This is a genomic window from Arthrobacter sp. SPT-J7, assembly GCF_059089965.1.
In genome coordinates this window covers 349,217-369,503 of the sequence record NZ_JBNHFF010000003.1, presented here as the reverse complement: position 1 = coordinate 369,503, position 20,287 = coordinate 349,217, and the positions used below count along the sequence as shown (strand labels likewise).

General features: G+C 62.7%; 19 protein-coding genes, 1 tRNA gene and 1 pseudogene. 12 read left to right on the top strand and 9 right to left on the bottom strand.

Annotated elements, in window-relative coordinates:
* The first annotated feature begins 14 nt into the window (after window positions 1-14).
* On the top strand, window positions 15-1,565 hold the full coding sequence (locus tag AC5RWX_RS07155) for a stealth family protein (protein ID WP_494097131.1): 1,551 nt from the start codon (window positions 15-17) through the stop codon (window positions 1,563-1,565).
* Complete coding sequence (locus tag AC5RWX_RS07150; protein ID WP_494097130.1) at window positions 1,562-5,044, top strand: CDP-glycerol glycerophosphotransferase family protein; 3,483 nt, start codon at window positions 1,562-1,564, stop codon at window positions 5,042-5,044. Before AC5RWX_RS07155 ends, AC5RWX_RS07150 begins: the two co-directional genes overlap by 4 nt.
* Window positions 5,045-5,099: 55 nt before the next feature.
* Here AC5RWX_RS07150 and AC5RWX_RS07145 read toward each other — a convergent pair whose 3' ends face one another.
* Both AC5RWX_RS07145 and AC5RWX_RS07140 read right to left on the bottom strand, forming a co-directional pair.
* Window positions 5,100-5,930, bottom strand: a complete 831-nt coding sequence (locus AC5RWX_RS07145; protein WP_494097129.1) for an endonuclease/exonuclease/phosphatase family protein — start codon at window positions 5,928-5,930, stop codon at window positions 5,100-5,102.
* A gap of 473 nt (window positions 5,931-6,403) precedes the next feature.
* Window positions 6,404-7,252 (bottom strand): hypothetical protein, encoded by an 849-nt coding sequence (locus AC5RWX_RS07140; RefSeq protein WP_494097128.1) that lies wholly within the window; start codon window positions 7,250-7,252, stop codon window positions 6,404-6,406.
* Window positions 7,253-7,751: 499 nt separating this feature from the next.
* Here AC5RWX_RS07140 and AC5RWX_RS07135 point away from each other — a divergent pair, with 499 nt between their 5' ends.
* The 4 genes from AC5RWX_RS07135 to AC5RWX_RS07120 all read left to right on the top strand — a co-directional run bounded on the left by AC5RWX_RS07135 (window position 7,752) and on the right by AC5RWX_RS07120 (window position 11,251).
* Window positions 7,752-7,952: a hypothetical protein gene (locus AC5RWX_RS07135; protein WP_494097127.1), complete on the top strand. Its 201-nt coding sequence runs from the start codon at window positions 7,752-7,754 to the stop codon at window positions 7,950-7,952.
* Complete coding sequence (locus tag AC5RWX_RS07130; protein ID WP_494097126.1) at window positions 7,952-8,182, top strand: hypothetical protein; 231 nt, start codon at window positions 7,952-7,954, stop codon at window positions 8,180-8,182. Before AC5RWX_RS07135 ends, AC5RWX_RS07130 begins: the two co-directional genes overlap by 1 nt.
* Window positions 8,183-8,497: 315 nt before the next feature.
* Complete coding sequence (locus AC5RWX_RS07125) at window positions 8,498-10,324, top strand: hypothetical protein (protein WP_494097125.1); 1,827 nt, start codon at window positions 8,498-8,500, stop codon at window positions 10,322-10,324.
* Window positions 10,325-10,903: 579 nt separating this feature from the next.
* The gene (locus AC5RWX_RS07120; RefSeq protein WP_494097124.1) at window positions 10,904-11,251 is read left to right on the top strand and encodes a hypothetical protein; all 348 of its coding nucleotides are present in this window, start codon (window positions 10,904-10,906) and stop codon (window positions 11,249-11,251) included.
* A 49-nt stretch (window positions 11,252-11,300) separates the two neighbouring features.
* On the opposite strand, the gene AC5RWX_RS07115 is transcribed toward AC5RWX_RS07120, so the two are convergent.
* The 4 genes from AC5RWX_RS07115 to AC5RWX_RS07100 form a co-directional block, all read right to left on the bottom strand.
* Window positions 11,301-12,356, bottom strand: a complete 1,056-nt coding sequence (locus AC5RWX_RS07115) for a M23 family metallopeptidase (RefSeq protein WP_494097123.1) — start codon at window positions 12,354-12,356, stop codon at window positions 11,301-11,303.
* A complete protein-coding gene (locus AC5RWX_RS07110) occupies window positions 12,286-12,672 on the bottom strand; it encodes a putative phage holin (protein WP_494097122.1) in 387 nt (128 codons plus the stop codon). Before AC5RWX_RS07110 ends, AC5RWX_RS07115 begins: the two co-directional genes overlap by 71 nt.
* Window positions 12,669-12,866: a DUF7620 family protein gene (locus AC5RWX_RS07105; RefSeq protein WP_494097121.1), complete on the bottom strand. Its 198-nt coding sequence runs from the start codon at window positions 12,864-12,866 to the stop codon at window positions 12,669-12,671. Before AC5RWX_RS07105 ends, AC5RWX_RS07110 begins: the two co-directional genes overlap by 4 nt.
* Before the next feature lie 88 nt (window positions 12,867-12,954).
* Complete coding sequence (locus AC5RWX_RS07100; RefSeq protein WP_494097120.1) at window positions 12,955-13,134, bottom strand: hypothetical protein; 180 nt, start codon at window positions 13,132-13,134, stop codon at window positions 12,955-12,957.
* Between the two features lie 128 nt (window positions 13,135-13,262).
* Between AC5RWX_RS07100 and AC5RWX_RS07095 the strand changes: the two genes are divergently transcribed.
* On the top strand, window positions 13,263-13,994 hold the full coding sequence (locus AC5RWX_RS07095) for an acyltransferase (RefSeq protein WP_494097119.1): 732 nt from the start codon (window positions 13,263-13,265) through the stop codon (window positions 13,992-13,994).
* Window positions 13,991-15,028: an acyltransferase family protein gene (locus AC5RWX_RS07090; RefSeq protein WP_494097118.1), complete on the top strand. Its 1,038-nt coding sequence runs from the start codon at window positions 13,991-13,993 to the stop codon at window positions 15,026-15,028. The genes AC5RWX_RS07095 and AC5RWX_RS07090 overlap by 4 nt, the downstream gene beginning before the upstream one ends.
* Before the next feature lie 75 nt (window positions 15,029-15,103).
* Here AC5RWX_RS07090 and AC5RWX_RS07085 read toward each other — a convergent pair whose 3' ends face one another.
* Window positions 15,104-15,520 carry a hypothetical protein gene (locus AC5RWX_RS07085; RefSeq protein ID WP_494097117.1) on the bottom strand — a complete coding sequence of 139 codons (417 nt, stop codon included), beginning with the start codon at window positions 15,518-15,520 and terminating at the stop codon, window positions 15,104-15,106.
* A 23-nt stretch (window positions 15,521-15,543) separates the two neighbouring features.
* On the opposite strand from AC5RWX_RS07085, the pseudogene AC5RWX_RS07080 reads away from it, so the two are divergent.
* Both AC5RWX_RS07080 and AC5RWX_RS07075 read left to right on the top strand, forming a co-directional pair.
* Window positions 15,544-15,765: pseudogene (locus AC5RWX_RS07080) on the top strand (tyrosine-type recombinase/integrase); the annotation flags it as partial.
* A 41-nt stretch (window positions 15,766-15,806) separates the two neighbouring features.
* A complete protein-coding gene (locus AC5RWX_RS07075) occupies window positions 15,807-16,397 on the top strand; it encodes a hypothetical protein (RefSeq protein WP_494097116.1) in 591 nt (196 codons plus the stop codon).
* Between the two features lie 97 nt (window positions 16,398-16,494).
* Here the strand turns inward: AC5RWX_RS07075 and AC5RWX_RS07070 are convergent.
* Window positions 16,495-16,567 (bottom strand) — tRNA-Arg (locus AC5RWX_RS07070).
* Between the two features lie 57 nt (window positions 16,568-16,624).
* Window positions 16,625-17,662 carry a tyrosine-type recombinase/integrase gene (locus AC5RWX_RS07065; protein ID WP_494097115.1) on the bottom strand — a complete coding sequence of 346 codons (1,038 nt, stop codon included), beginning with the start codon at window positions 17,660-17,662 and terminating at the stop codon, window positions 16,625-16,627.
* Between the two features lie 208 nt (window positions 17,663-17,870).
* Here AC5RWX_RS07065 and AC5RWX_RS07060 point away from each other — a divergent pair, with 208 nt between their 5' ends.
* A complete protein-coding gene (locus tag AC5RWX_RS07060) occupies window positions 17,871-18,455 on the top strand; it encodes a single-stranded DNA-binding protein (RefSeq protein ID WP_494097114.1) in 585 nt (194 codons plus the stop codon).
* A 93-nt stretch (window positions 18,456-18,548) separates the two neighbouring features.
* A complete protein-coding gene (ettA, locus tag AC5RWX_RS07055; RefSeq protein WP_493941992.1) occupies window positions 18,549-20,231 on the top strand; it encodes an energy-dependent translational throttle protein EttA in 1,683 nt (560 codons plus the stop codon).
* Window positions 20,232-20,287: the final 56 nt, after the last annotated feature.

Below are 20,287 nucleotides of genomic sequence, written 5' to 3'. Positions count from 1 at the left end.
GGGGAGGGAAGCGTATGATCGCTGCAGTGCGGGGCTGGTTCGCACGCACCCTCCCCAGACCGATGGTGCGGGCCCTGTTCAACCTCGTTTACGGCAGGACCGGGATGCAGCGCGGCCTCAAGAGGGCTGCGGACCACACCCGGCTGCGGGTCCAGCGCACCGAGCTGACCGAGGGGGAGGCCGCTGTGTCGGTGGCAGGGGGGCTGCTGCCGGCCCGCTCTGTGTCACGGTTCAGCGCGGTTCAGGCCATTGCGGACAACCGTGCCTTGCTAGCCGGAGCCCTCGAGGCCGCCGGCATCGCCTTCCAGGAAGCATCGCTGCCCGGAGGAGCCCCCACGCTGGACATCGCACCCGAGCAACTGAGGGACGCCGTGGCGGCTGTGGCGCGTGCCTCGGAGGGGAGACCGGTCTATCTGCTCGCCGAAAAGGGGGACGGTCCGCACCCCGTGGCGGACGCCAAGCCGGAGCCGGGTGAGCCGTTGACCTTTTTCGAGGCGCTGGAGGCAGGGGGAGTGGTGCTGGCCGACCAGCGGCACGGTAGTGTCCTGAGCGTGGCCGCGGGTCCGCGCCGGACCCTGCCGTGGTATTCGGACGTCACCTTTCCTATCGACGCCGTCTACACCTGGGTGGACGGCTCCGATCCCGAGTGGGCCGCCGAGAAAGCCGTTGCCTGGCGGGAGGCTTCCGCCCTCGGCGGAGTCGGCGGAAGCCGGTACAGCGAGTACTCCGCGAACGAGGCCCGCTTTCGGCAGCATGACGAACTGCGTTTCTCGCTGCGCTCGCTGGACTATTTCGCACCCTGGGTCAACCACGTCTATCTGGTCACCTCCGGACAGGTCCCGGACTGGTTAAACCTCTCCAACCCACGAATCTCGCTGGTGCACCACCGCGATATCTTTGCGGACCCCGGCGTCCTGCCCACTTTCAACTCGCATGCGATCGAGGCCCAGTTGCACCGCATTCCGGGGCTAAGCGAACATTTCCTCTACCTGAACGACGATGTCTTTTTCGGCCGCTCTGTGGATCCTGATCTGTTCTTCCTCGGTAACGGGCTAACCAAGATGTTCCTGTCCAGCAAAGCTGTAGACTTTGGTCCCGACAGCCCGGAGGACCTACCAGTGGACAGCGCGGCACGCCGGAACCGCGAGCTGCTGGAGACGGCATTCGGCAGGACAATTGCCTATAAATTCCAGCACGTAGCGCACCCGGAGCGGGTCAGCACGTTGGCCCGGATCGAGCAGCAGTTTCCGGACCAGATCCGAGCGACGATAGCGGCGAAGTTCCGCACGCCCGAGGACATCTCGGTAGCTTCCGCGGTTGCACACTACTACGGGTACCTGATCGGCAAAACGGTGCCGGGACGGCTGAGTTACCGCTACTGCGACATCTCTCAGCCCTCCGCACAGGGCAAACTGCTGCGGCTACTCCGCGACCGCAGCTCGGATGTCTTCTGCCTCAACGAAGTTGATAGCACCGGGTTGAACCCGGCGGAGCTAGACCGGATGATGCAGGAGTTCCTCGCCGAGTACTTCCCGGTGCCATGCTCGTTCGAGGTGCAAGGGTGACCGCGCAGTCTTCCCTCCGGAGCCTGCTGCTCTCGGCCCGGCAGCGCGCCGAGCACGTCCTGGACCGCAGCGCGCCCGGCGCCCGGCTGGAGTTGCACCGGCTGGACATCTGCCAGCAGGGCACGCAGTTGGCGGTGGGCGTGAGGCTGTCCGTGGAACTGACTCCGGTCGCCCTGTGGACCAGATCCGGCGAGGAAATGGTTCGTCTTGCCGACCTGAGCCTGGTGGGTCCGGGCACAGGCCTGCCTCCGGCCCCGGGCAACGGCGCCTCGCAACTCGCCGGACACACAGGTCCCGAGTATTCGGCGCTGATCGAGCTCGTGGACTTCCCCGGCGTCGTCGCTCAGCCAGCCGATGACGGCGAGGGCGGCGTCCTGCCGGTGCTGCTCGAACTAAGGGCCGCCGCAGACCGGCTGCCGCGCTACGCATCGAGGATTGAGGCAGAGGACGGGGATTCCCGCGGCTTCGTCTCCGTGGGCAGGTTTCGGCGCACTATGATCGGCCCGCTGCGGCCGGTCACGTCAAGCTCCGGCGCCGTCCTGGCGCTCTATGTAAACCGAAATGGCTTTCTCCGGCTTGCGGTCGACCGGCCGCTCAAGCCCTACCACGCCATCTATGTGGAACGACTCTCGGTGGCCGGCGCCGTCGTCCGGCTCTCCGGGCGGCTGCGCACGCGCCATGGCGAGGTTGTCCGTGCCGAACTCGTGCTCATCGGACGCCGCAGCGGAACCCGGTATGCCGCCCCGGCCCGCGTTGTTCTGGATAGCACCGCGACCCAGCGCAATTTTGGCCTGCGCGAATACCGGCTCTCGGTCCGGCTGGATTTGGCCGCTCTCCCGGATGACGCACTGTCCAAAGACGGCATTCTGGACGCCTGGCTGGAGGTCCACGACCGGGAAGCCCTTCAACCTCACCGAGTGCGGGTCGGCCGCACCCGATACATCGTCCGGAAGCTGACCCGGCCCGGCTGGAAGAACCGCGGCGAGCGCACGCTGTGCATCATTCCGTATTACACCTTCAAAGCGAAGAAGACTTCCTTCCACATTGAGCTGCTGGACACTGATGCCTTCGAGTGCCTGCAGGAGCGCACCCGTGGACGACTACGCGGGGTGCCCCATGGTGGCCAGGCGACGGGCCGGCCGGTATGGCTGGTAGGCGAGCAGCCTTACAAAGCCCAAGACACCGGATTGGCCTTCTTTCAGTACCTGCGCAGCCACCACCCTGAGATCGACGCCTACTACGTCATCGATCCGGATTCCCCGGAGGCCCGAAACCTAGAAGGCTTAGGCCACGTGGTCGCCTATCAGTCCAAGGAACACGTGGAAGTGGCGCTGAAGGCCGAGCGGTTCATTGGCTCGCACCACCCCGACTTCCTCTACCCGACGAGGCTGCCGCAGTTCCATCGTTCGGTGCGGGCCGTGAAGGTCTTCCTGCAGCACGGAGTGATGGGGACCAAATGGATGGTCCCGAACTACGGGCGCAATGCCCCGGGCTTCGAAACGGATCTCTTCTTGGTCAGCTCGGAGCGGGAGAAGGAGTACATCGTCAGCGACTTCGGGTACCGGCCGGAGCAGGTCGCGGTCACGGGCCTGTCCCGCTTCGACACCCTCTTCGCCGGGGACGTTCCAGTCAAGCCGAACCAGATCCTGATCATTCCGACTTGGCGGGACTGGCTGCAGGACCCGGGCCGCTTCGCCGAGTCCGATTACCTGCGCGCCTGGTCCACCTTTCTCCGGGACCCCCGGTTATCCGCTTTAACCGGAAAGTACGGAGCAGAGCTCGTCTTCTGCCTGCATCCCAACATGCAGCAGTACCGCTCCTTCTTCGACGGCGTCCCGGCCCGCGTCATTTCACAAGGGGAAGTCAACGTTCAGTACCTGCTCAAGCAGAGCGCACTGCTGGTCACTGACTACTCCAGCGTGGGATTCGATTTCAGCTTCCTGGATAAACCGGTGATCTACTACCAGTTCGACCGGGAACGTTTCCTTGGTCCGCGGGGGTCTCATTTGGACCTGGACGCGGAACTGCCCGGCCGGATAGCGTTTGACCGTGACAGGCTGCTGGATCTGTTGGAGGAGGCGCTTGGCGCCGGCTGCGTCGTCACCCCCGAATACCAGCAGCGTGCCCGTCGGTTCCTCACGCACAAGGACCAGCAAAACTGCCGCCGCATCTTCGACGCAGTTGTCAGCGCCCGTCCTGCGGCGCCGGGACTGCGCGACGCCGGGGTGCCGGAAATAGTGCAAACCGTCGGCCGTCGCCTCCGTGGCAGCCGGTTCTATTTCCCGGCCATGCGGCGATTGTTCCGCGTGGTGTCCCGCATGCCGGTTTCCGAGGACCTCATCGTGTTCGAGAGCGGGCTGGGCACCCAGTACGCGGACAGCCCCCGCTACCTCTACGAGGAATTGGTGCGGCGCGGGGACCAGCGCCGCAAAGTGTGGATCTATCCCCGGAAATTGCCCGGCAGCTATCCTCGGACCAAGGTGGTGCGCCGGCTTTCGCCCGGCTATTTCTGGTACCTGGCCAGGGCCAAGTATTGGGTGAACAATCAGAGCTTCCCGCACTACCTGCGGCGGCGCCGCAACGGCGAATTCATCCAGACCTGGCACGGCACACCGCTCAAGCGCATGCTGCACGACCTGGAACAGGTCCACGGCCGGGACGAAAACTATCTGGACCGGGTCGACCAAGCAGTCCGGCAATGGAGCGTGCTGCTTTCGCCCAGTTCGTATGCCACACGCGCCTTTCGCAGCGCGTTCGACTACCGCGGGCCGGTGCTGGAGGAAGGCTATCCGCGCAATGACGTGCTGGCGCTGGGCCGCGAAAGCGATGCGGGCAAGGTGATCCGGGAACGGCTGGGCATTCCGCATGGCCGCCGGGTGGTGCTCTACGCACCGACCTTCCGGGACGACCAGTCCACCGGCACAGGGCGGTTCGGCTTTGAGCTGCCGCTGGATCTAGAGGCCTTCCAGCGGCAGTTCGGGGCGGACACCGTGCTCCTGTTGCGCATGCATGTGCTGATCGCCAACCGTGTGGTTATTCCCGAGAGCGTGGCGGGCTGCGTCCGCGACGTATCCGGCTACCCGGAGATCCAGGAACTGTTTCTGGCCAGCGATGTACTGGTCACCGACTATTCATCGGTGCTGTTCGACTATGCGATTCTGCGCCGGCCGATCGTCTTCTTCGCTTATGACCTGGAGCACTACCGGGACACCTTGCGCGGTTTCTACCTCGACTATGGTGCGGACCTCCCCGGGCCGGTGGTCCAAACCCAAGAAGAACTCTTCGACGCGCTGGCCGAGGCGGCTGCCCCGGATCCCGGCCGCGGGCTCCGGCTGGAGGAGTTTGCAGCACGCTTCGCCCCAAAGGATGACGGCGGCGCTGCTCGGCGCGTGGTGGACGCGCTGCTGCCGCCGGTTCTGCCCCGGCAGCATGACGATTCGATGGTCGCCAGCCCGCCGGGCGACGAAGACACCCCGTAGCCGACGCGATCCCCGCCAGTCCAAGCCTCCGTCATTTTCTGGCCGAGACTCCTGCTTAGAACCAGATTGGCGGCACACCGGTCCTCGGCGCGGCCGGCGTATGCGGCACAATCCTCGGGCCGCCCTCCACGCGGCTTGGCGGCTGGACACCTTGCTTGGCAGGTTCGGCGATGATCAGGTCCGCAACCACGGGCATATGGTCGGAGGAATCTGTATCAACCACCGTGGCCCGGCGAGCGGAGATCGGCCCTCTGGTAAGAATGTAATCGATCCGCCGGTCCGGGTCGTCGTAGGGAAAGGTGGGTTCCCCGCTTTTTCCTAGCTCAGCCAGCACATCGTGGAATTCAGTCTTGGCCAAGGCCACCACCCGGGAGAAGGGCTGCGAGTTGAGGTCGCCGACGAAGATCGACGGCTTGGAGGACTGCCGCGTAATCGCCAGGATTTCCTTCATTTCGGCGAGACGCTGTTCCTTGCGCTGGTGGTCCAGATGAGTGTTGTAGAAGCTGATCTTGGTGCCTTTGATGTCAATCACCACCTCCAGCATGCTGCGCTGCTTGGTGGGGCGGTGCTTGTATTTGATGTTGGTCAGCATGTGGTTGCGCGCCGAGAGGATGGGAAACTTGCTCAGCACAACGACTCCGTGCAGGCCCGGCTTTTTGTGCCCTTTTTTCGGCGGTGTCTTGCGGTTGAGCCCGAAAGCAAAATCCATGTGGAGGCGCTTCGCCAGCCACTTCGCCTGGTCTACGTAATCACTCCGGGAGGAGCGGTGCCGGTCTACTTCCTGTAGCCCGACGATCTGTGCCTTGGCGGATTCGATGTCGTCGGCGACGCTCTCCAAGTCGAGGTCGTTATCCTCATCCGTGCCGTGGCGGATATTAAACGTCATGACCCGCACGTCGATCTGTGGCGTTCCGGCGCTACCAGTGCTGCCTCCAGCCGCCTTACTCTGGCCGGGCGGGGTTAGGCCCCAGGCTGGGACGTCAGCGGACAGAAACGAGGGGGTCAAGACGCCGGCGACAAGGAGCATCGCGGACAGGAAAGTCGCCGATTTAGACGGCATAACCAATGTGCGTGTGCGCATGGCTCCACCCGCTTTTCCCCCATTGGCTGCGGGCTGAAGCCGCGGTCCTTTCCACGGAAAGCCGTGCAGACGTCAGCCAGTATGGACCCGTGCATGGGTGCTGTCAACGAAGAGGATTCCGACTCTTCCCTGGGACGGGGCTTGCTTCGGGGGACAGGATGTGGCCATCGAATGGATGCTAGGAGGAATGCGCACGGGCCGCGGAGTCACGTCTGAAAGGACGCGTTAAATACTGCCGCGGCTGGGCGCAGGGAGCGCCCAGCCGCGGGACGTGCTAGCTACTGACCAGTTCCGGCGTCGCCGCCACCAACGGACGGGGCGCCTTGCTCGGCGGGACCGGGTTCCGGGAGCTCGTCCGGCGCCGGGGCCTGAGTCGGTTCCGGGGCAGGCTCGACGGTTTCGCCCGTTGTCGGGGCAGGGGCAGGGGCCGGGACCGGGGCCTGTTCGCTGCCGTTTGAGCTGTCATTTCCCGGCTCTTCAGTTTCCGTTGAGGTCTTTCCGCCGACGGAAGGACCGTCCGTCGACACGGTTTCGTCGGCCGCACCATCTCCGGTCTTCGCTGTGTCCTCGTCCTGCTTGGCCGGCTTGTCCGTTTGATCCGGCGCCTCTTGGTTGCCGGTCAAGGATCCGAGGGTCGTCTTGTGGGCGCTTGAGGCACGGTCGATACCGGTAGCCGACGAAACCAGGCTGGAGATCGGCTGGCTGGTACCAAATTCGACCGCGGTGATGCCGACCATCGCGATGCCGAAAGCCGCGGCGCTGGCGAGGCCGACCTTGACCCACGTCTTAGGGGCGATGCGCTTCCTGGCAGGCTTAGTCGCCGGTTCGATCTCCTCGGACGGAGCGCTGGCGGCCACCTCTTCAATGCCCCGCAAGGCACCCACCCGAGCCTTGGGGATTTTCTTCAGGGCCACAGTGGCGGCGGAACTCAGCGTCCGGGCATAGAGTGCAGCGCCCACCGTGGCGACGATGGAACCAATTGCGGCACCGATCAGCGTTCCGGCGACGCCGAGAAAGGACCCCACTAGTGCGGAGGTCACCGCGGCCAGCGCGGAGCCAATAGTTTGGGTGCCACTTAGTCCGAGAAACGGTTTGGGCTTATCGTTGGCAGCGGAATCGTCAGCCATATTTCGTACCTAGTTCGATCGAGAATATTACGGATAGGTAACGATACCTGTATGAAGCCGGTTCCCGGCACGCCTGGCCTTTAACTGAGATGCTGCTCACTCCAGGGCGTTCCCACTCGGCCACAGTGTCACCCCGCCACTCGCCAGGCACGCGCCGACGCCGCGTATTCGGCTCGGGGGCCTTCGTGCCTGAACGGAAGAAGACGACACCAAAGGTCGCCTACCTCCCGCAGGAACAACCGACTGCTGCGGGGATGAGCCCGGCATGACTCGCTCATTTCCACGGGTCAGCTCGCCCAGCGATGGGGGAGGCGTCCCGAGCGGATCATAGGGCAGGCGAGAGCCGGCGGAATCCCTGGAGCATGGAAGCTCGGGCACGTCTGGCGCTTCATTGAAGCAGACATCGCAGCATACGAATATTGCAGAAAACAGGCAGCATCTTCGACCTCTCAGATGGCGCACAGCGGCACCGCAAAGAATCATAGGAGTGGACGCCCCCATGCCTGAGTGGAATCAGATGCCCCAAAAGCTTGCTTACACTTTCGAGGAAGCCGCCTACCAGTCCGGCTACAGCATCCGCACGCTGAAGCAGCATGTTGCAGACGGCAATCTGCTGGCCAGCTATGCGAATACTAAAGGCGTCATCCGCCACGAAGACTTGGCCGAATGGCTGGATAATCTGCCCGCGGAGTCCTGCTGATGCCCGAGTGGAAGGACTACCAGCACGCGAACTGCTGTCCATGCCACACCACGCGCCAGCTCGCCTACACCGTAGACCAGGCAGCAGTCAGGGTCGGCTGCAGCCCCGAGATGCTGCGCGCACAGATCAAGCATGGATACCTCATTGCACGTTACGTAAACACAAAGGCGCTCATCGAACACGACGAACTAGTGGGATGGCTTAGCCACCTGCCCACGGAAACCCGCTAATACCGCTTGCCGCCTTGGGCCCACCAGGTAGAGGCTATGGATTATGGGGGAGTGGATACTGCAGCGTCCAGCAAGCGATTCCCCGAAGAGGGTCTGTCGTGTGCATAGTATTACGACGATGAGATTGAGGTTCTACGGCCGCAGCACAAGCACAGAGGCCAAGAAGTTCGGGACGAGTACACCCTGAAGGTGATGCGTAAGTGGGTGAAAGAAACCTGCGATTAGCAGTCATGTATCAGGGGTTGTACCAGTAGACTGCGATCCGGACATGCGGGCGGGTGTCCTAATAGTCGTCACTGCCCGGTTGGGGGAACCTTGGCGTCAATTGCATCTTCTTCGTCTAAAGCTTTGACCGCGTTCAGTTCGCTGGTTGCCGCGGTCATGGTGCTCTCAGTGCTCCTTGCCGGAGCTCCACCGGCCCTGGCCATTGGAGGCGAAGCTCTCATTCAAGGCACCGTCACCGACGGCGGCGGCACGCCTCTCAAGGATATTCAGATCGTAGTCTTTGCGCCGGAAGCGCCGGAAGCAGGGCCGGAGTTCCATACCGTCGCCAGCGCCATGACCGGCACGGACGGCCGATTCAGCCTGTCTGTTTACGAAGCTGCGGACTTAAAAATCCAGTTCAGTGACCCTGGCAGCCATCTCCGGCTTGCAGGCACCTACATTACTGAGTGGTACCACGATGCGCGTGACAGTTCCACTGCGGTCCCGGTGGCTGTAGCGGGCGGCCAAATCCTTAAGCTCGGACAAGTAACGCTTGAAAAATTAGTCTTGGGCAAGGTCACCAACGCCGTTGTGCCAAGCATCATCGGCACCCCCCGCGCCGGTTTCACTCTGAGCGTGGCACCTGGCGAGTGGGACCCAGAGCCCAGCCAATACACGTACGAGTGGTACCGCGACGGCAAGTCGATGGGCTACGGAGGTTCATCCCTTCAGATCCATCCCTCCTACGCTGGCAGCGTCTACAGCGCTAAAGTCACCGCGGCGAAAGCGGGGTACGACGCGGCTACTGCGGGCTCTGCCAACGTGTTCGTCCCGATCGAGGAGATCTACCCTGTACCGGCCATTTCGGGCACACCGAAGGTAGGTCAGACATTGAGTGTTGCTCCCAAAATTGGTGCCACGATAGGAAACGGCATCGGCCGGCGGACGATCCAGTGGTACAGGTCTGGAACGCCGATCAGCGGCGCCACGGCCGACTCGTATCGGGCAACGGCAGACGATCTCGGCCACGCCTTGTCGGCAAAGATCACTGTGACCCAAAACGGCTACAACCCCGTATCGGCTACCGCTCCGGCCACCGCAGCCGTAACGATGGGCACGCTCACTCAGACCGGGCATTACGTTCACGGAGACAGTGTGTTTGGCGCCACGCTCACCGCTCACCCGGGCACTTGGACTCCAGGAACCACGCTGACATACCAGTGGTACCGGTCCGGGGCCGAAATACTGAATGCGGTCAGCCAGACATACAAGCCTTCCCTTGCCGATTTGGGGAAACGGATTACCGTCAGGATCTCCGGGTCCCAGGCCGGCTACGGCCCCACCTCCGTGGTGGCGACATTGGGATCAGTGGTCCATCCGGGCACATTGGATACCAAGCCTTATCAGACGATCACCGGAACAAAGAGGGTCGGCAATACGCTGACAGCCCGCGTTGACGGCTGGACACCCGGCGCGAAGCTGACATACCAGTGGTACCGGTCTGTCACCCAGCCCAGTAAATGGGCGCATCGACCTATCAAGGGCGCGACTGGCAAGACATACAAACTCACAGCAGCGGACGCGGGACACAACGTCTTGGTTTGGGTCGGCGCGTCCAAAGCCGGTTACTACAACTCCGGCCGCCATTCCTTCACCACGTCCACGATCGCGAAGGGTTCCCTCGCGACCAAAAAGCCGACAATCACGGGCACCCAAAAGGTCGGCCGCACTCTCACCGCAAAGGCCGGCGCCTGGACTTCCGGCACGACCTTCAAGTACCAGTGGTACCGTTCCGGCAAGGCGATCAAGGGCGCGGACAACCGGACCTACAAGCTCACCAAGAGCGACAGGTCCCGCAGCATCAAGGTCCGGGTCACCGGCTCGAAGACTGGCTATTATGCATCTGCGCGGTACTCAACCACCCATCGGATTAAGTAGCAGCCGGCGCAAGATCTGCTCTGAGGGGACTCAATTCGTGCGGTTCGCCTCGCACACGTTTTTTGAGGCTGGCCCTGTTCCTAAGCATCCCAACCGGGTGTAGCGTTGTGCCTCCGGCGAGGTCTACTTGGGGTAGGGGAAACCGGCTTGGGAAGGAAACAGCCCCGCCTGTTGGGGGGATCGGCGGGGCTGTTCCTTCGCGAAGCGCCTAGAGCCGCACCAGGTCATGGGGATATCCGGGGCACGAAATCGTAAGGCCGCTTGCAATAGTGTGGCACGGCTGCTTCGGTTAATCGAGTCAACTCCCCGTGGCGCCCCGTCCAATTAGTCGATGATGTCGTAGGGGTGGCGCCAGGATGATTCTGCGCGGGTGATCCGACGTACGGCGGTGGCCGGCACCCAACGGGTCTGCATCTTGATCGATTATCTATCATGAGTAGGCTCCGAAAGACCGCAACGAAGCGTGCGCGACACGCACGTCATCCGCTCCTTGCCCAACATCGTGCCCTGCGAAGACTACGCTCGGTCTCAGCTGCTCCATCGGGGAGCGGCATTATTAGTTCCAATCGGAGGGACACCATGTTGAGTCGTATCGCGCAAGAATTCGCTGCTGAGATTGCGAATCACGACTGGTCGGATGCACCGTACCGCGCCGACCGAGCCGGCCACCAGCGTCTCAAGGACAGCAAGGCTGGGAAAGACATCCTTGAGGAATCTGAGACTGACCTCGTCAAAATGAACGTGATGTGGGTAGCAGCTCAAGTTCTCATGCACGCAGACCCGAACATGGATATTCATGAGTTCGCGGTCGCGTGCGGCTTGCCCCGTCGCCTCACACATAACAAAGATGGGCGCCCTAGCGGAGCTCTTCTTGCCGGGATTCGGCACACACAGGACGGCATCGCTCGGCCTGGCTCCTTGGAATAAGCAATGCAAAAAAGCGCCCGCCACCAGTATTGGTGGCGGGCGCTTTGAATTAGCAAACTACTCGGCTACAACCTTGTTCTTGTTGGGTGTCGCGTAGACGGCAGCAGCGGTGATCACGGTTGCACAGGCTGCGGTTACCCATTCGCCGGACGTGATCGGTTCCCCGCCTGCTGATGCTTCGGTGACTGCGCTGGTGAGGATTACGGCGCCGGGTGCGATGAAGGCGACGACGGCCTTGAAGTAGGGGGCGATGGCGTTCATGCTTTGTCTTTCCCTTGGACGGTACGTTGACTTCTACAAGGTCGGCCATGGCTTCTCGGACGGCTGCGTTGATTTGTTCTTCGGTGCGGCCGGCGCGGGCGAAGGCGCGGACTTCACGGAGCATCTGGTCAAGCCACCGGAGTTGGGTCGCCTGGGTGATCTGTTGTTCCTTGCCGTCCGATCCCTTGACGTTGGCGGTGAGCTTGCCCCGCAGCGCGTACTTGCTGATCAGGTCGGCAATGTCCTCGCGCAGGGCCTGATGCAGCGCCTTGTGCTTGGCGTCGATGTACTCTTTGATTTCTTTGACTTCTGCGGTTGACAACGTGTCCTCCTTGATGGGTTTGATGGTCGCACCGGATGCGGCGCTGACGGTGGCTGGTTTGTTGCTGACCAGTACGGGCTTGGTGCGGTCGTACCAGCCGTTGCGGAGGTTAGGGTTCTTGGGGATGACCTCGAAGTGGAGGTGTGGGCCGCTGACCATGCCGGTGCCGCCGATCTTCCCGACGACTTGCCCAGCCTTCACTCGCTGCCCGACCTTGACCATGTTGTTGTCGTTGAGGTGCGCGTAAACGGTGTAGAAGCTGCCGTGGTCGATCATCGTGACGATGCCACCCTCTGAGATCCACGGATGCGTGTTGCCCCAGTCGGCCCACGTCACCAACCCGCCGCCGGCTGCATAGGCGTTGTTGTCAGGCCACTGCGCGTAATCTAAGCCATTGTGCCCGTTCCAACCGAGCTTCTGTTGGTAGAACCCCTGCGGATAGTGCACTCCGTTAAAGTAGTAAAACTCCGCCGCCCAACCCTGAGTCACCGGGTTGTTCGACGGTGCATAGAGCTTCGTCATGCGGACACGGTCCTTCGGGTTGGCTGGATTCGGGGTGTTCGATGCGCCACGCCCGGATCTGCTTGCTGATGATGGTGTAGGTGTTGAGCGCGATGGCGACGGCCACGAGCCCGCTCACGGCTGCTTCAGCCCATTCAGCTTGCTGCTTTGTGAGCGCTTCGATGAGGAAGAATCCAGCCAGGATGAACAGGCTGAAGAACAAGGCCATGTACGCTTTGCTGGCCCGGTGCAACCACCAGCGGGCGACCACCGTGTAAGCGCCCATCGTAAAGGCAGACAGGGTGAAGACGGTGAGAATTAGGATGCCTTCGATCATGTTCGTTTCTCTCTATAGAGTCCTTCCAGGGATTCACCGAAGTGGTTTCGTTCCCTGATCTGGTGAAGTTTCTGGGTGAGGGTCAAAGCTTCTTGGTGTTCTTCCACAGCCGCCTTGTGTTCGATGTCGGCTTGGATTTTCGCTGCCAACACGTCTGGCGAGGGTGCGTTGGGTTTCCGCTGGAGCCACTTCATTCGTCATCACCGGCCTTTATCTGCAGCTCGGTCATAACCTTTGCCACCGTCTCGCCGACGCCCCCCGCTAGGAGTCTGTTGGTTTCGGTTAGCTGGCTGATCGTGAGGTCTTTTTTGTCTGAGACTTCCCGCCAATACTTGTGTTCTCCTGCTCGGCGCGGACCCTTCCGATGGGTACGACGCGCTCGAAATAGAGCAGGAGTACGAGCAGGATGTAGAGACCCACGGGGGTAAGGGTTTCCACGCTTATCGGGATGCCGTCGATCATGCATTTCCCCCTATGGGTGTTACGTGGTCGAGATGTTCGCGAATAGTGAGAGTTGATAAGCTCGCGGTTAAACGTCTAATGCTCTGCGGTGCTCTCTTAGCCGGGCAAACAATTCAAGGAAGAGCAAAGTGGCTGTATTTTTGCGCGGCGAGGAAGTCGCCGATTACACCGATGACAACGGCAACCGCATCATCGGTAAACCACTCACGAACGGCGCTTCGGTGGTGGAGTTCGGCGCGAAGAACTGCACGCTCATCATTGGCGAGCGTGTCGGCTTCTACGGGCTTGTAAATTTTTTCCGTGACAACGCCACCGTGGTCATTGGCAACAGGTCCTCGTTCCGTGGCCGCATGAGCCTTGGCTTGGATTGCCGGATCAACTACGGCGAGGACATCTACTGTGGCCCGGACCTCCAGATCAATACTGCCGAAGGCGCCTCTGTCACCCTCGGAAACGACCTGCTGATTGGTCCGAACTGCCGGTTCAAGGGCGACGACTCACACCCGATCTATGACGGCGTGACGGGGGAGCGGATTAACCCGTCCCAGTCGATCACCATTGGAAACCACGTGTGGTTCGGACAAGAGGTGTTCCTCATGCCCGGCGCGCAGATCGGTGACGGCAGCATGATCGGGGCGCGTGCAATGGTCACCGGCTCCCGGCCCATCCCGCCACACTCGCTCGCGGTCGGAATGCCAGCCAAGCCAGTCCGGTCGAAGATCAACTGGGTTCGTAAGCACATCCAGCGGGACGCAAACCTGCCGGAAACAGTAGAACCGATCTTTCCGCAGGAACCTGCGGTGGAGGTCACGCGCCGTCGGCCACGTTGGGCGTCAGCCCTGCTTGGCACGTTCCGATGACAGCGCTCGCACCTAAACCTCGCGACCACCGCCTCGACGCAACAAAGGGCGTCCTGATTGTTCTGGTGGTCCTTGGCCACTTGCTTGAGCAGACGAATTTCTGGGAAGCCAGCAGCACCCGCCTGCCGCTAACTGCGATCTACCTGTTTCACATGCCAGCGTTCGTGTTCCTTGCCGGAGTCACCGCGAAAACGTCGCGGCTACTTGAGCGGGCCGGGACACTGCTAGTTCTGCTGCTGACGTTCCAGAGCTTGTACTGGGTATTCGATGCGGTGATTGACAGCCTGCACCAGTTCGGCCCCTTTCCGTTTTGGGTGCTCTGGTTCCTGTTGGCGATGATCTATTGGCAGCTGCTGTTACCGGTCGTCCTGCGGTTCCCGAAGTCGTCGATGATTCTGTCCGTCACAGCTGCGTGCTGCTCCGGGGCAGTCGACTCGATCGATAACGATATGGCCGTTTCACGGGCCTTGGTGTTCCTGCCGTTCTATGTGGCTGGAGCACTCTATGGGCGGCAGGCCCTCGCTCTGGCAGGCAGGGCATCTATTGCCATGAGGGCCGGTCTAGTGGTGGCGTCCGCCGCCGTGGTCTGGTTCGTGTTCAGTCAGCACCTAAATCCGCGCTGGTTCTTCGGCAACAGGTCCTTCCTCGGGTTGGACGTTGGCATCGCTGAGGGGATCGCCACCCGCGCCGGCCTGCTAACGGTTGCCGCGCTGCTGACGTTCACTCTGTTGTGCCTTGTGCGCAACAGGCAAGGTGCTTCCTCAATGGTTGGCCTGCGCAGCCTCGCGGTGTATCTGGGGCACCTCTTCGTGGTCATGGCCGTTACCCCGCTACTGCCCCTGGTCTGGGACGAAGCGGGCCGCACCGCGGCATTGGCCAACTGCGTGCTGTTCACGGTGCTGATCGTTGTGGCGTGCAGCCATCCGGCCTTGGATAAGGTAATCCGGTCTTACAGCGGTGGCGTCGTCCGGAAAGTAGCAGCACCGTTCGGCCGCCGAGAGCCGGCGAGTGCAGGCTCTCGGCGAGCCGACTAGGCGCGGGACAGATTTACATCGAACTACCCGTGCCCGCAAGCAACCGGAGATGGTAACTCGCGGGCTTCCGGGCCGCTAGGAGATCGTGATTTTCTTGATGGTGAATGCCGCGCTGGTGTCGGATGAGAAGAACGCCGCCGCGTGCAGGTAGCCGCCCCGGTACTGCGAGTCCGTGAACGTGGTCTTACCCTGCGGGACACCACCAACTACCTGACTGATTGACACAGTTGTTGGGGTGACTTCGATCCGCCCGTAAAGAGTTCCGTTGGCGGCAATGACAGGCCCGCCAGATACCGTCTCCGCACGCTTGATAGACGAACCGCTGACCCACTGCCAGATTGACAGGTTACCGGTGCGCTGCGCGATGAAGCACAAGTAGCCGGTCGGGTTCGCTTCCGCGTTCTTCCACGACCAGTCCTGTTGGGCGCAAATGTTGAACCCGAACCACGGGGCCGCAACATCCGGTCCTTCAAGCTCGACCTCGAAATCCATCGTGAAGGTTTAACTTCCGGAAGCAGTGGCGTTCCGCCCGCGATGAGATTGGTTTTCAGTGGGTCACTCCGCACACCTTCCGCAAGTCCGTGGGAACCCTGCTGGCCAACACCGAGGGCATGGCGTCGGCATCCGCCCAGCTGGGCCACTCCAGCGAGCAGATGACAAGCCGGCACTACGTGCAGAAGACCCACGAGGCGCCAGACATGACGGCAATCCTTGCAGTTATCGGTGGTCGTCCCTGATGGTTGTAAACGGCGACAGCGACGGCGGCTAGGTGGAACACGTGGACTGGGTTGGGATTGCTTCGATCTTGATGGCGACCATCGTCGCCTTGGTAGCGGTTTGGTTGCAGAACCGCCTGGACAGGGGCAGGCGGGTTCGCCAGAGCGTAGCAGAGATCATCCATGAGGCGGATCTGGCAGCGGCCGCATCTGCTTCGGCGCACGACCAAGCATCTCCTGAAGATGCCGACGGCGGGAAGGCTTCGACCGAGCGTGACCGGGGCATTGCAGCCGCTGCAGTACGCTCCATTCGAGAAAACAAGCGAAGAATGGACGCCCACGTCAGACTGCTCAGCCTTACAGCTAAGCCATGGGAGACGACGGCTGCGAATCAGGTGGTCTATTGGACGGGGACGCTGCTCGATTTCATGGTGGAAGCGGAGATCAGCGGAAGCATCATGCGTGGACCGCTGGCTCGGGATATCGCCGAATACGAGAGTGTTCGAGATGAGTTAGTGAACCGGTACGCCCGCAAAGACTCGGCCTGGTTTAGGGTTCGTGACTGGTGGTCGAACTTTTGGATGCACCTTCCTCAACGGTTGTCCTACTTGCGGGGCCGTATCCAGGGCAGTCGTCGAAGAGATCAGGTGTAGAACGAATCCGGTGGGTAAGCGGTGGATCGGCCCTGCGCGGAGCCAAATTGAAGCGGCTCCGACCAGGCATTGTGCCTAGTCAGAGCCGCTTTTATTGCGCCCCGGACAGGAATCGAACCTGCGACCAAGAGATTAGAAGGCTCCTGCTCTATCCGCTGAGCTACCGAGGCTGGTGGATCCACCCCGAGCCGCTGCGCGATCGCCCGGCTTGGGGTCAAATCCAGAATTTACTCTATCAAGCCGTCGAGCGCCCGGGCGGCGGTGAATAGGGTCTGTTCGAACAGCTCGGCATAAGTGTCCAGAGTCAGTTGAGCGGAGGCATGGCCGGCGATCCGCTGCGCCAGCTTGACGTCCTTGGTCGTGTGCAGGATCAGGCTGACGGCCGTGTGGCGCAGGTCGTGGAATGTGGGAGCCGGGTCCAGCCCGGCGCCGACTGCGGCCGGGCGTAGCACGCGGGCGGCGAAGTTGGAATGGTGCAGTCGCCCGCCGCTGCGGGAGCGGAACAGCAGGCCCTCGGGTGGCCGGGCGGCCAGCACCATGGCGGCGACCTTGTCCGGAACCGGGACGGTGCGTGTGCCGCCGCTCTTGGTGTTAGGCGACGGGGCGCCGGCGTCGCCATACTTCCATGAGCGCAGCACCTCCAACAGCCAGCCTTCGGGCGTCCTGCGGAAGTCCGGGGCGCGCAGTGCGGTGATCTCGCCCCACCGCAGTCCGGTGGTGCCGGCGAGCATGACCAGATCCGTCCACGGCGCACACTGTTCGGCGAGGGCCTGGAGTTCCGGCATGGACAAATAGATTCGCCGCTTCTCCACCGGGGCCCGGGGCACATAGCGGGCCCGGCCGGTGGGATCGGTAGCCGGGTTCTCGGGCAGCAGTTTCAGGTAGACGCTGTGGCGCATCAGCCGGATGAACATCAGCGCTACCCGGCGGCGGGTGTTGTTGCCGGACTGGCCGCGGCTGCCCGCCTGCAATCCGGCGATCCACTCGCCGACGTCGTGCCAGTGCACCTGGTCCACCGGAGTGGACGACCAGCGCGGCTCGATATGCCGGTGCCAGTTCTTCCGGTAGTTGGCCGCGGTGCTGGCCGCGATGGGCCCGCCGCGCAGTCCTTGGGTGACCAGCAGCCGCATCCAGTCGGCGTACAACGCACCGACTGTCGTGTCCCGCCCCTGCGGGTTGGCTCGCGGTCTGCCTGCGCCGCCGCCATTGCCGGCAGGCAGCCGGTAGCCGTGTAGCCCGTGAGCACCGGAAGGGACTGGATCCACGTCTTGAGGCTAGGACCAATGAGCAGGCCCGTGGCCCCGGCTTCCTGCGCTGTGGACAAAGCGATGCCTGCCGAGTACTCCTACACACCTGGACGGCGGGGTGGTCTGCTCCACAGCCGGGCGGGCGTAGCTTTTGCCAACCGCGCGGCTTGGGAAGAGTGGCTGCTGCCGGCGGCACCGCCGGCTTCGAGAAGATGGGAGGCAGGAGATGAGCGACTACATCACGGTCCGCGGCGTGCTCGGCACTGAGGTGCAGCGGAAGCGGACCAAGAAGGGTGACGCGGTGGCCGAGTTCAGGCTGGCGTCGTCGGGGGACTGGCTGAACCGGGACACCGGCGAGTGGGTCAAGGGCGTGACCAACTGGTACACGGTCCAGGCCTTCCGCGGATTGGCCGAAAACCTGTGGCGGAGCCTGTCCAAGGGCGACCCGGTGGTGGTGACGGGCAGGCTGAAACTGCGCCAGTGGGAGCTGCAGGACGGCCGCCGCGGCACCTCTCCGGAGATCGACGCCGATTCGATCGGGCACGACCTGCGCCGGGGCACCTCGGAGTTCATTAAGAACTGGACGGCAGCACCAATAGGTGCAACGGTTCCGGACGGCCAGGACGCGCCGCACCCGCGCTCCTCGGACTACCGGTCGATGGCCCTGTCTGACCACGATCCGGCCGGTTCCGTTCCGGACACGGAAGCCGGCAGCCCCTTTGCGGAGGGCCAGCCGGCAATGGCGGACCCGAATGAGGAGGCAGCAGCCGACGACCGGGAGAGCGGAGCCGACCTGCCGATGGCCAGTTGAGCAGCCCGTGGCGGGCGGAGGCCGCCTGCCCGTCACGGGACTGCAGGTGCGCTGAATATGTGATCGCAGGGCGCAGCGACTAGCCTTGAGGGCATGGCGGAATTCATTTACACGATGACCAAGGCTCGCAAGGCCGTTGGCGACAAAGTCATTCTGGACGACGTAAGCATGTCGTTCTTCCCCGGCGCCAAGATCGGCGTCGTCGGCCCCAACGGCGCGGGCAAGTCCACGATCCTGAAAATCATGGCGGGCTTGGACACACCGTCCAACGGTGAAGCCCGGCTCAGCCCCGGCTACACCGTAGGCATCCTGCTGCAGGAGCCGCCGCTGAACGAGGAGAAGACGGTCCTGGGCAACGTCCAGGAAGGCGTCGGTGAGATCTACGGGAAAATCCAGCGCTTCAACGAGATCTCCGAAGAGATGGCCAGCCCGGACGCCGACTACGATGCGCTGCTGGAGGAGATGGGCAAGCTGCAGGAGGCGATCGACGCCGCCGACGCTTGGGACATCGACTCGCAGCTGGAGCAGGCAATGGACGCACTGCGCTGCCCACCGGGCGACGCCGACGTGACCGTGCTCTCCGGCGGTGAGCGGCGCCGGGTGGCGCTGTGCAAGCTGCTGCTGCAGAAGCCGGACCTGTTGCTCCTCGACGAGCCCACCAACCACCTGGACGCCGAAAGCGTGCTGTGGCTTGAACAGCACCTGAAGTCCTACCCGGGCGCCGTCCTCGCCGTAACCCACGACCGGTACTTCCTGGACCACGTGGCCGAATGGATCGCCGAAGTTGACCGCGGTCACCTCTACCCGTACGAAGGCAACTACTCCACTTACCTGGAAAAGAAGCGCGCCCGCCTCGAAATCCAAGGCAAGAAAGACGCCAAGCAGGCGAAGCGGTTGTCCGAGGAACTGGACTGGGTCCGTTCCAACGCCAAGGGCCGTCAGACCAAGTCCAAGGCCCGTCTGGCTCGTTACGAGGAAATGGCGGCGGAAGCCGAGCGCACCCGGAAACTGGACTTCGAAGAGATCCAGATTCCGCCGGGGCCGCGGCTGGGCCAGTTGGTCATCGAGGCCAAGGACCTGCGCAAGGGGTTCGGCGACCGCGAGCTGATCAACGGTCTGTCCTTCTCGCTCCCGCGGAACGGCATCGTCGGCGTGATCGGGCCGAACGGCGTCGGCAAGACCACCCTGTTCAAGACCATCGTGGGCCTCGAGCCGCTGGATGACGGGGAACTGAAGATCGGCGATTCCGTCAAGATCTCCTACGTGGACCAGTCCCGAGGCGGCATCGACCCGAACAAGACCCTGTGGGAGGTTGTCTCCGACGGTCTGGACCACATCCAGGTGGGCCAGGTGGAAATGCCGTCTCGAGCCTACGTCTCCGCCTTCGGGTTCAAGGGACCGGACCAGCAGAAGAAGGCCGGCGTACTCTCCGGTGGTGAACGGAACCGACTGAACCTGGCACTGACCCTGAAGCAGGGCGGCAACCTGCTGCTCCTCGACGAGCCGACCAACGACTTGGATGTGGAAACACTGTCCAGCCTGGAAAACGCGCTGCTGGAATTCCCCGGCTGCGCCGTGGTGGTCTCGCACGACCGCTGGTTCCTGGACCGGGTGGCCACCCACATCCTGGCTTACGAGGGCACCGAAGAAGAACCGTCGAACTGGTACTGGTTCGAGGGCAACTTCGATTCCTACGAGCAGAACAAGGTGGAACGGCTGGGACCCGACGCGGCCAAGCCGCACCGGGTCACGCACCGCCGTCTGACCCGCGACTAGTTGCACGATGCGAGGAGGGCCGGGTTTCCGCAATTGCGGAAACCCGGCCCTTTGCT

What these genes read in the sequence shown, in the direction of transcription:
- AC5RWX_RS07155 (WP_494097131.1), top strand. Translation starts at nt 15, where the DNA reads ATGATCGCTGCAGTGCGGGGCTGGTTCGCACGCACCCTCCCCAGACCG.
- AC5RWX_RS07145 (WP_494097129.1), bottom strand. Translation starts at nt 5,930, where the DNA reads ATGACGTTTAATATCCGCCACGGCACGGATGAGGATAACGACCTCGAC.
- AC5RWX_RS07140 (WP_494097128.1), bottom strand. Translation starts at nt 7,252, where the DNA reads ATGGCTGACGATTCCGCTGCCAACGATAAGCCCAAACCGTTTCTCGGA.
- AC5RWX_RS07135 (WP_494097127.1), top strand. Translation starts at nt 7,752, where the DNA reads ATGCCTGAGTGGAATCAGATGCCCCAAAAGCTTGCTTACACTTTCGAG.
- AC5RWX_RS07130 (WP_494097126.1), top strand. Translation starts at nt 7,952, where the DNA reads ATGCCCGAGTGGAAGGACTACCAGCACGCGAACTGCTGTCCATGCCAC.
- AC5RWX_RS07120 (WP_494097124.1), top strand. Translation starts at nt 10,904, where the DNA reads ATGTTGAGTCGTATCGCGCAAGAATTCGCTGCTGAGATTGCGAATCAC.
- AC5RWX_RS07115 (WP_494097123.1), bottom strand. Translation starts at nt 12,356, where the DNA reads ATGACGAAGCTCTATGCACCGTCGAACAACCCGGTGACTCAGGGTTGG.
- AC5RWX_RS07110 (WP_494097122.1), bottom strand. Translation starts at nt 12,672, where the DNA reads ATGATCGAAGGCATCCTAATTCTCACCGTCTTCACCCTGTCTGCCTTT.
- AC5RWX_RS07105 (WP_494097121.1), bottom strand. Translation starts at nt 12,866, where the DNA reads ATGAAGTGGCTCCAGCGGAAACCCAACGCACCCTCGCCAGACGTGTTG.
- AC5RWX_RS07100 (WP_494097120.1), bottom strand. Translation starts at nt 13,134, where the DNA reads ATGATCGACGGCATCCCGATAAGCGTGGAAACCCTTACCCCCGTGGGT.
- AC5RWX_RS07090 (WP_494097118.1), top strand. Translation starts at nt 13,991, where the DNA reads ATGACAGCGCTCGCACCTAAACCTCGCGACCACCGCCTCGACGCAACA.
- AC5RWX_RS07085 (WP_494097117.1), bottom strand. Translation starts at nt 15,520, where the DNA reads ATGGATTTCGAGGTCGAGCTTGAAGGACCGGATGTTGCGGCCCCGTGG.
- AC5RWX_RS07060 (WP_494097114.1), top strand. Translation starts at nt 17,871, where the DNA reads ATGAGCGACTACATCACGGTCCGCGGCGTGCTCGGCACTGAGGTGCAG.
- ettA (WP_493941992.1), top strand. Translation starts at nt 18,549, where the DNA reads ATGGCGGAATTCATTTACACGATGACCAAGGCTCGCAAGGCCGTTGGC.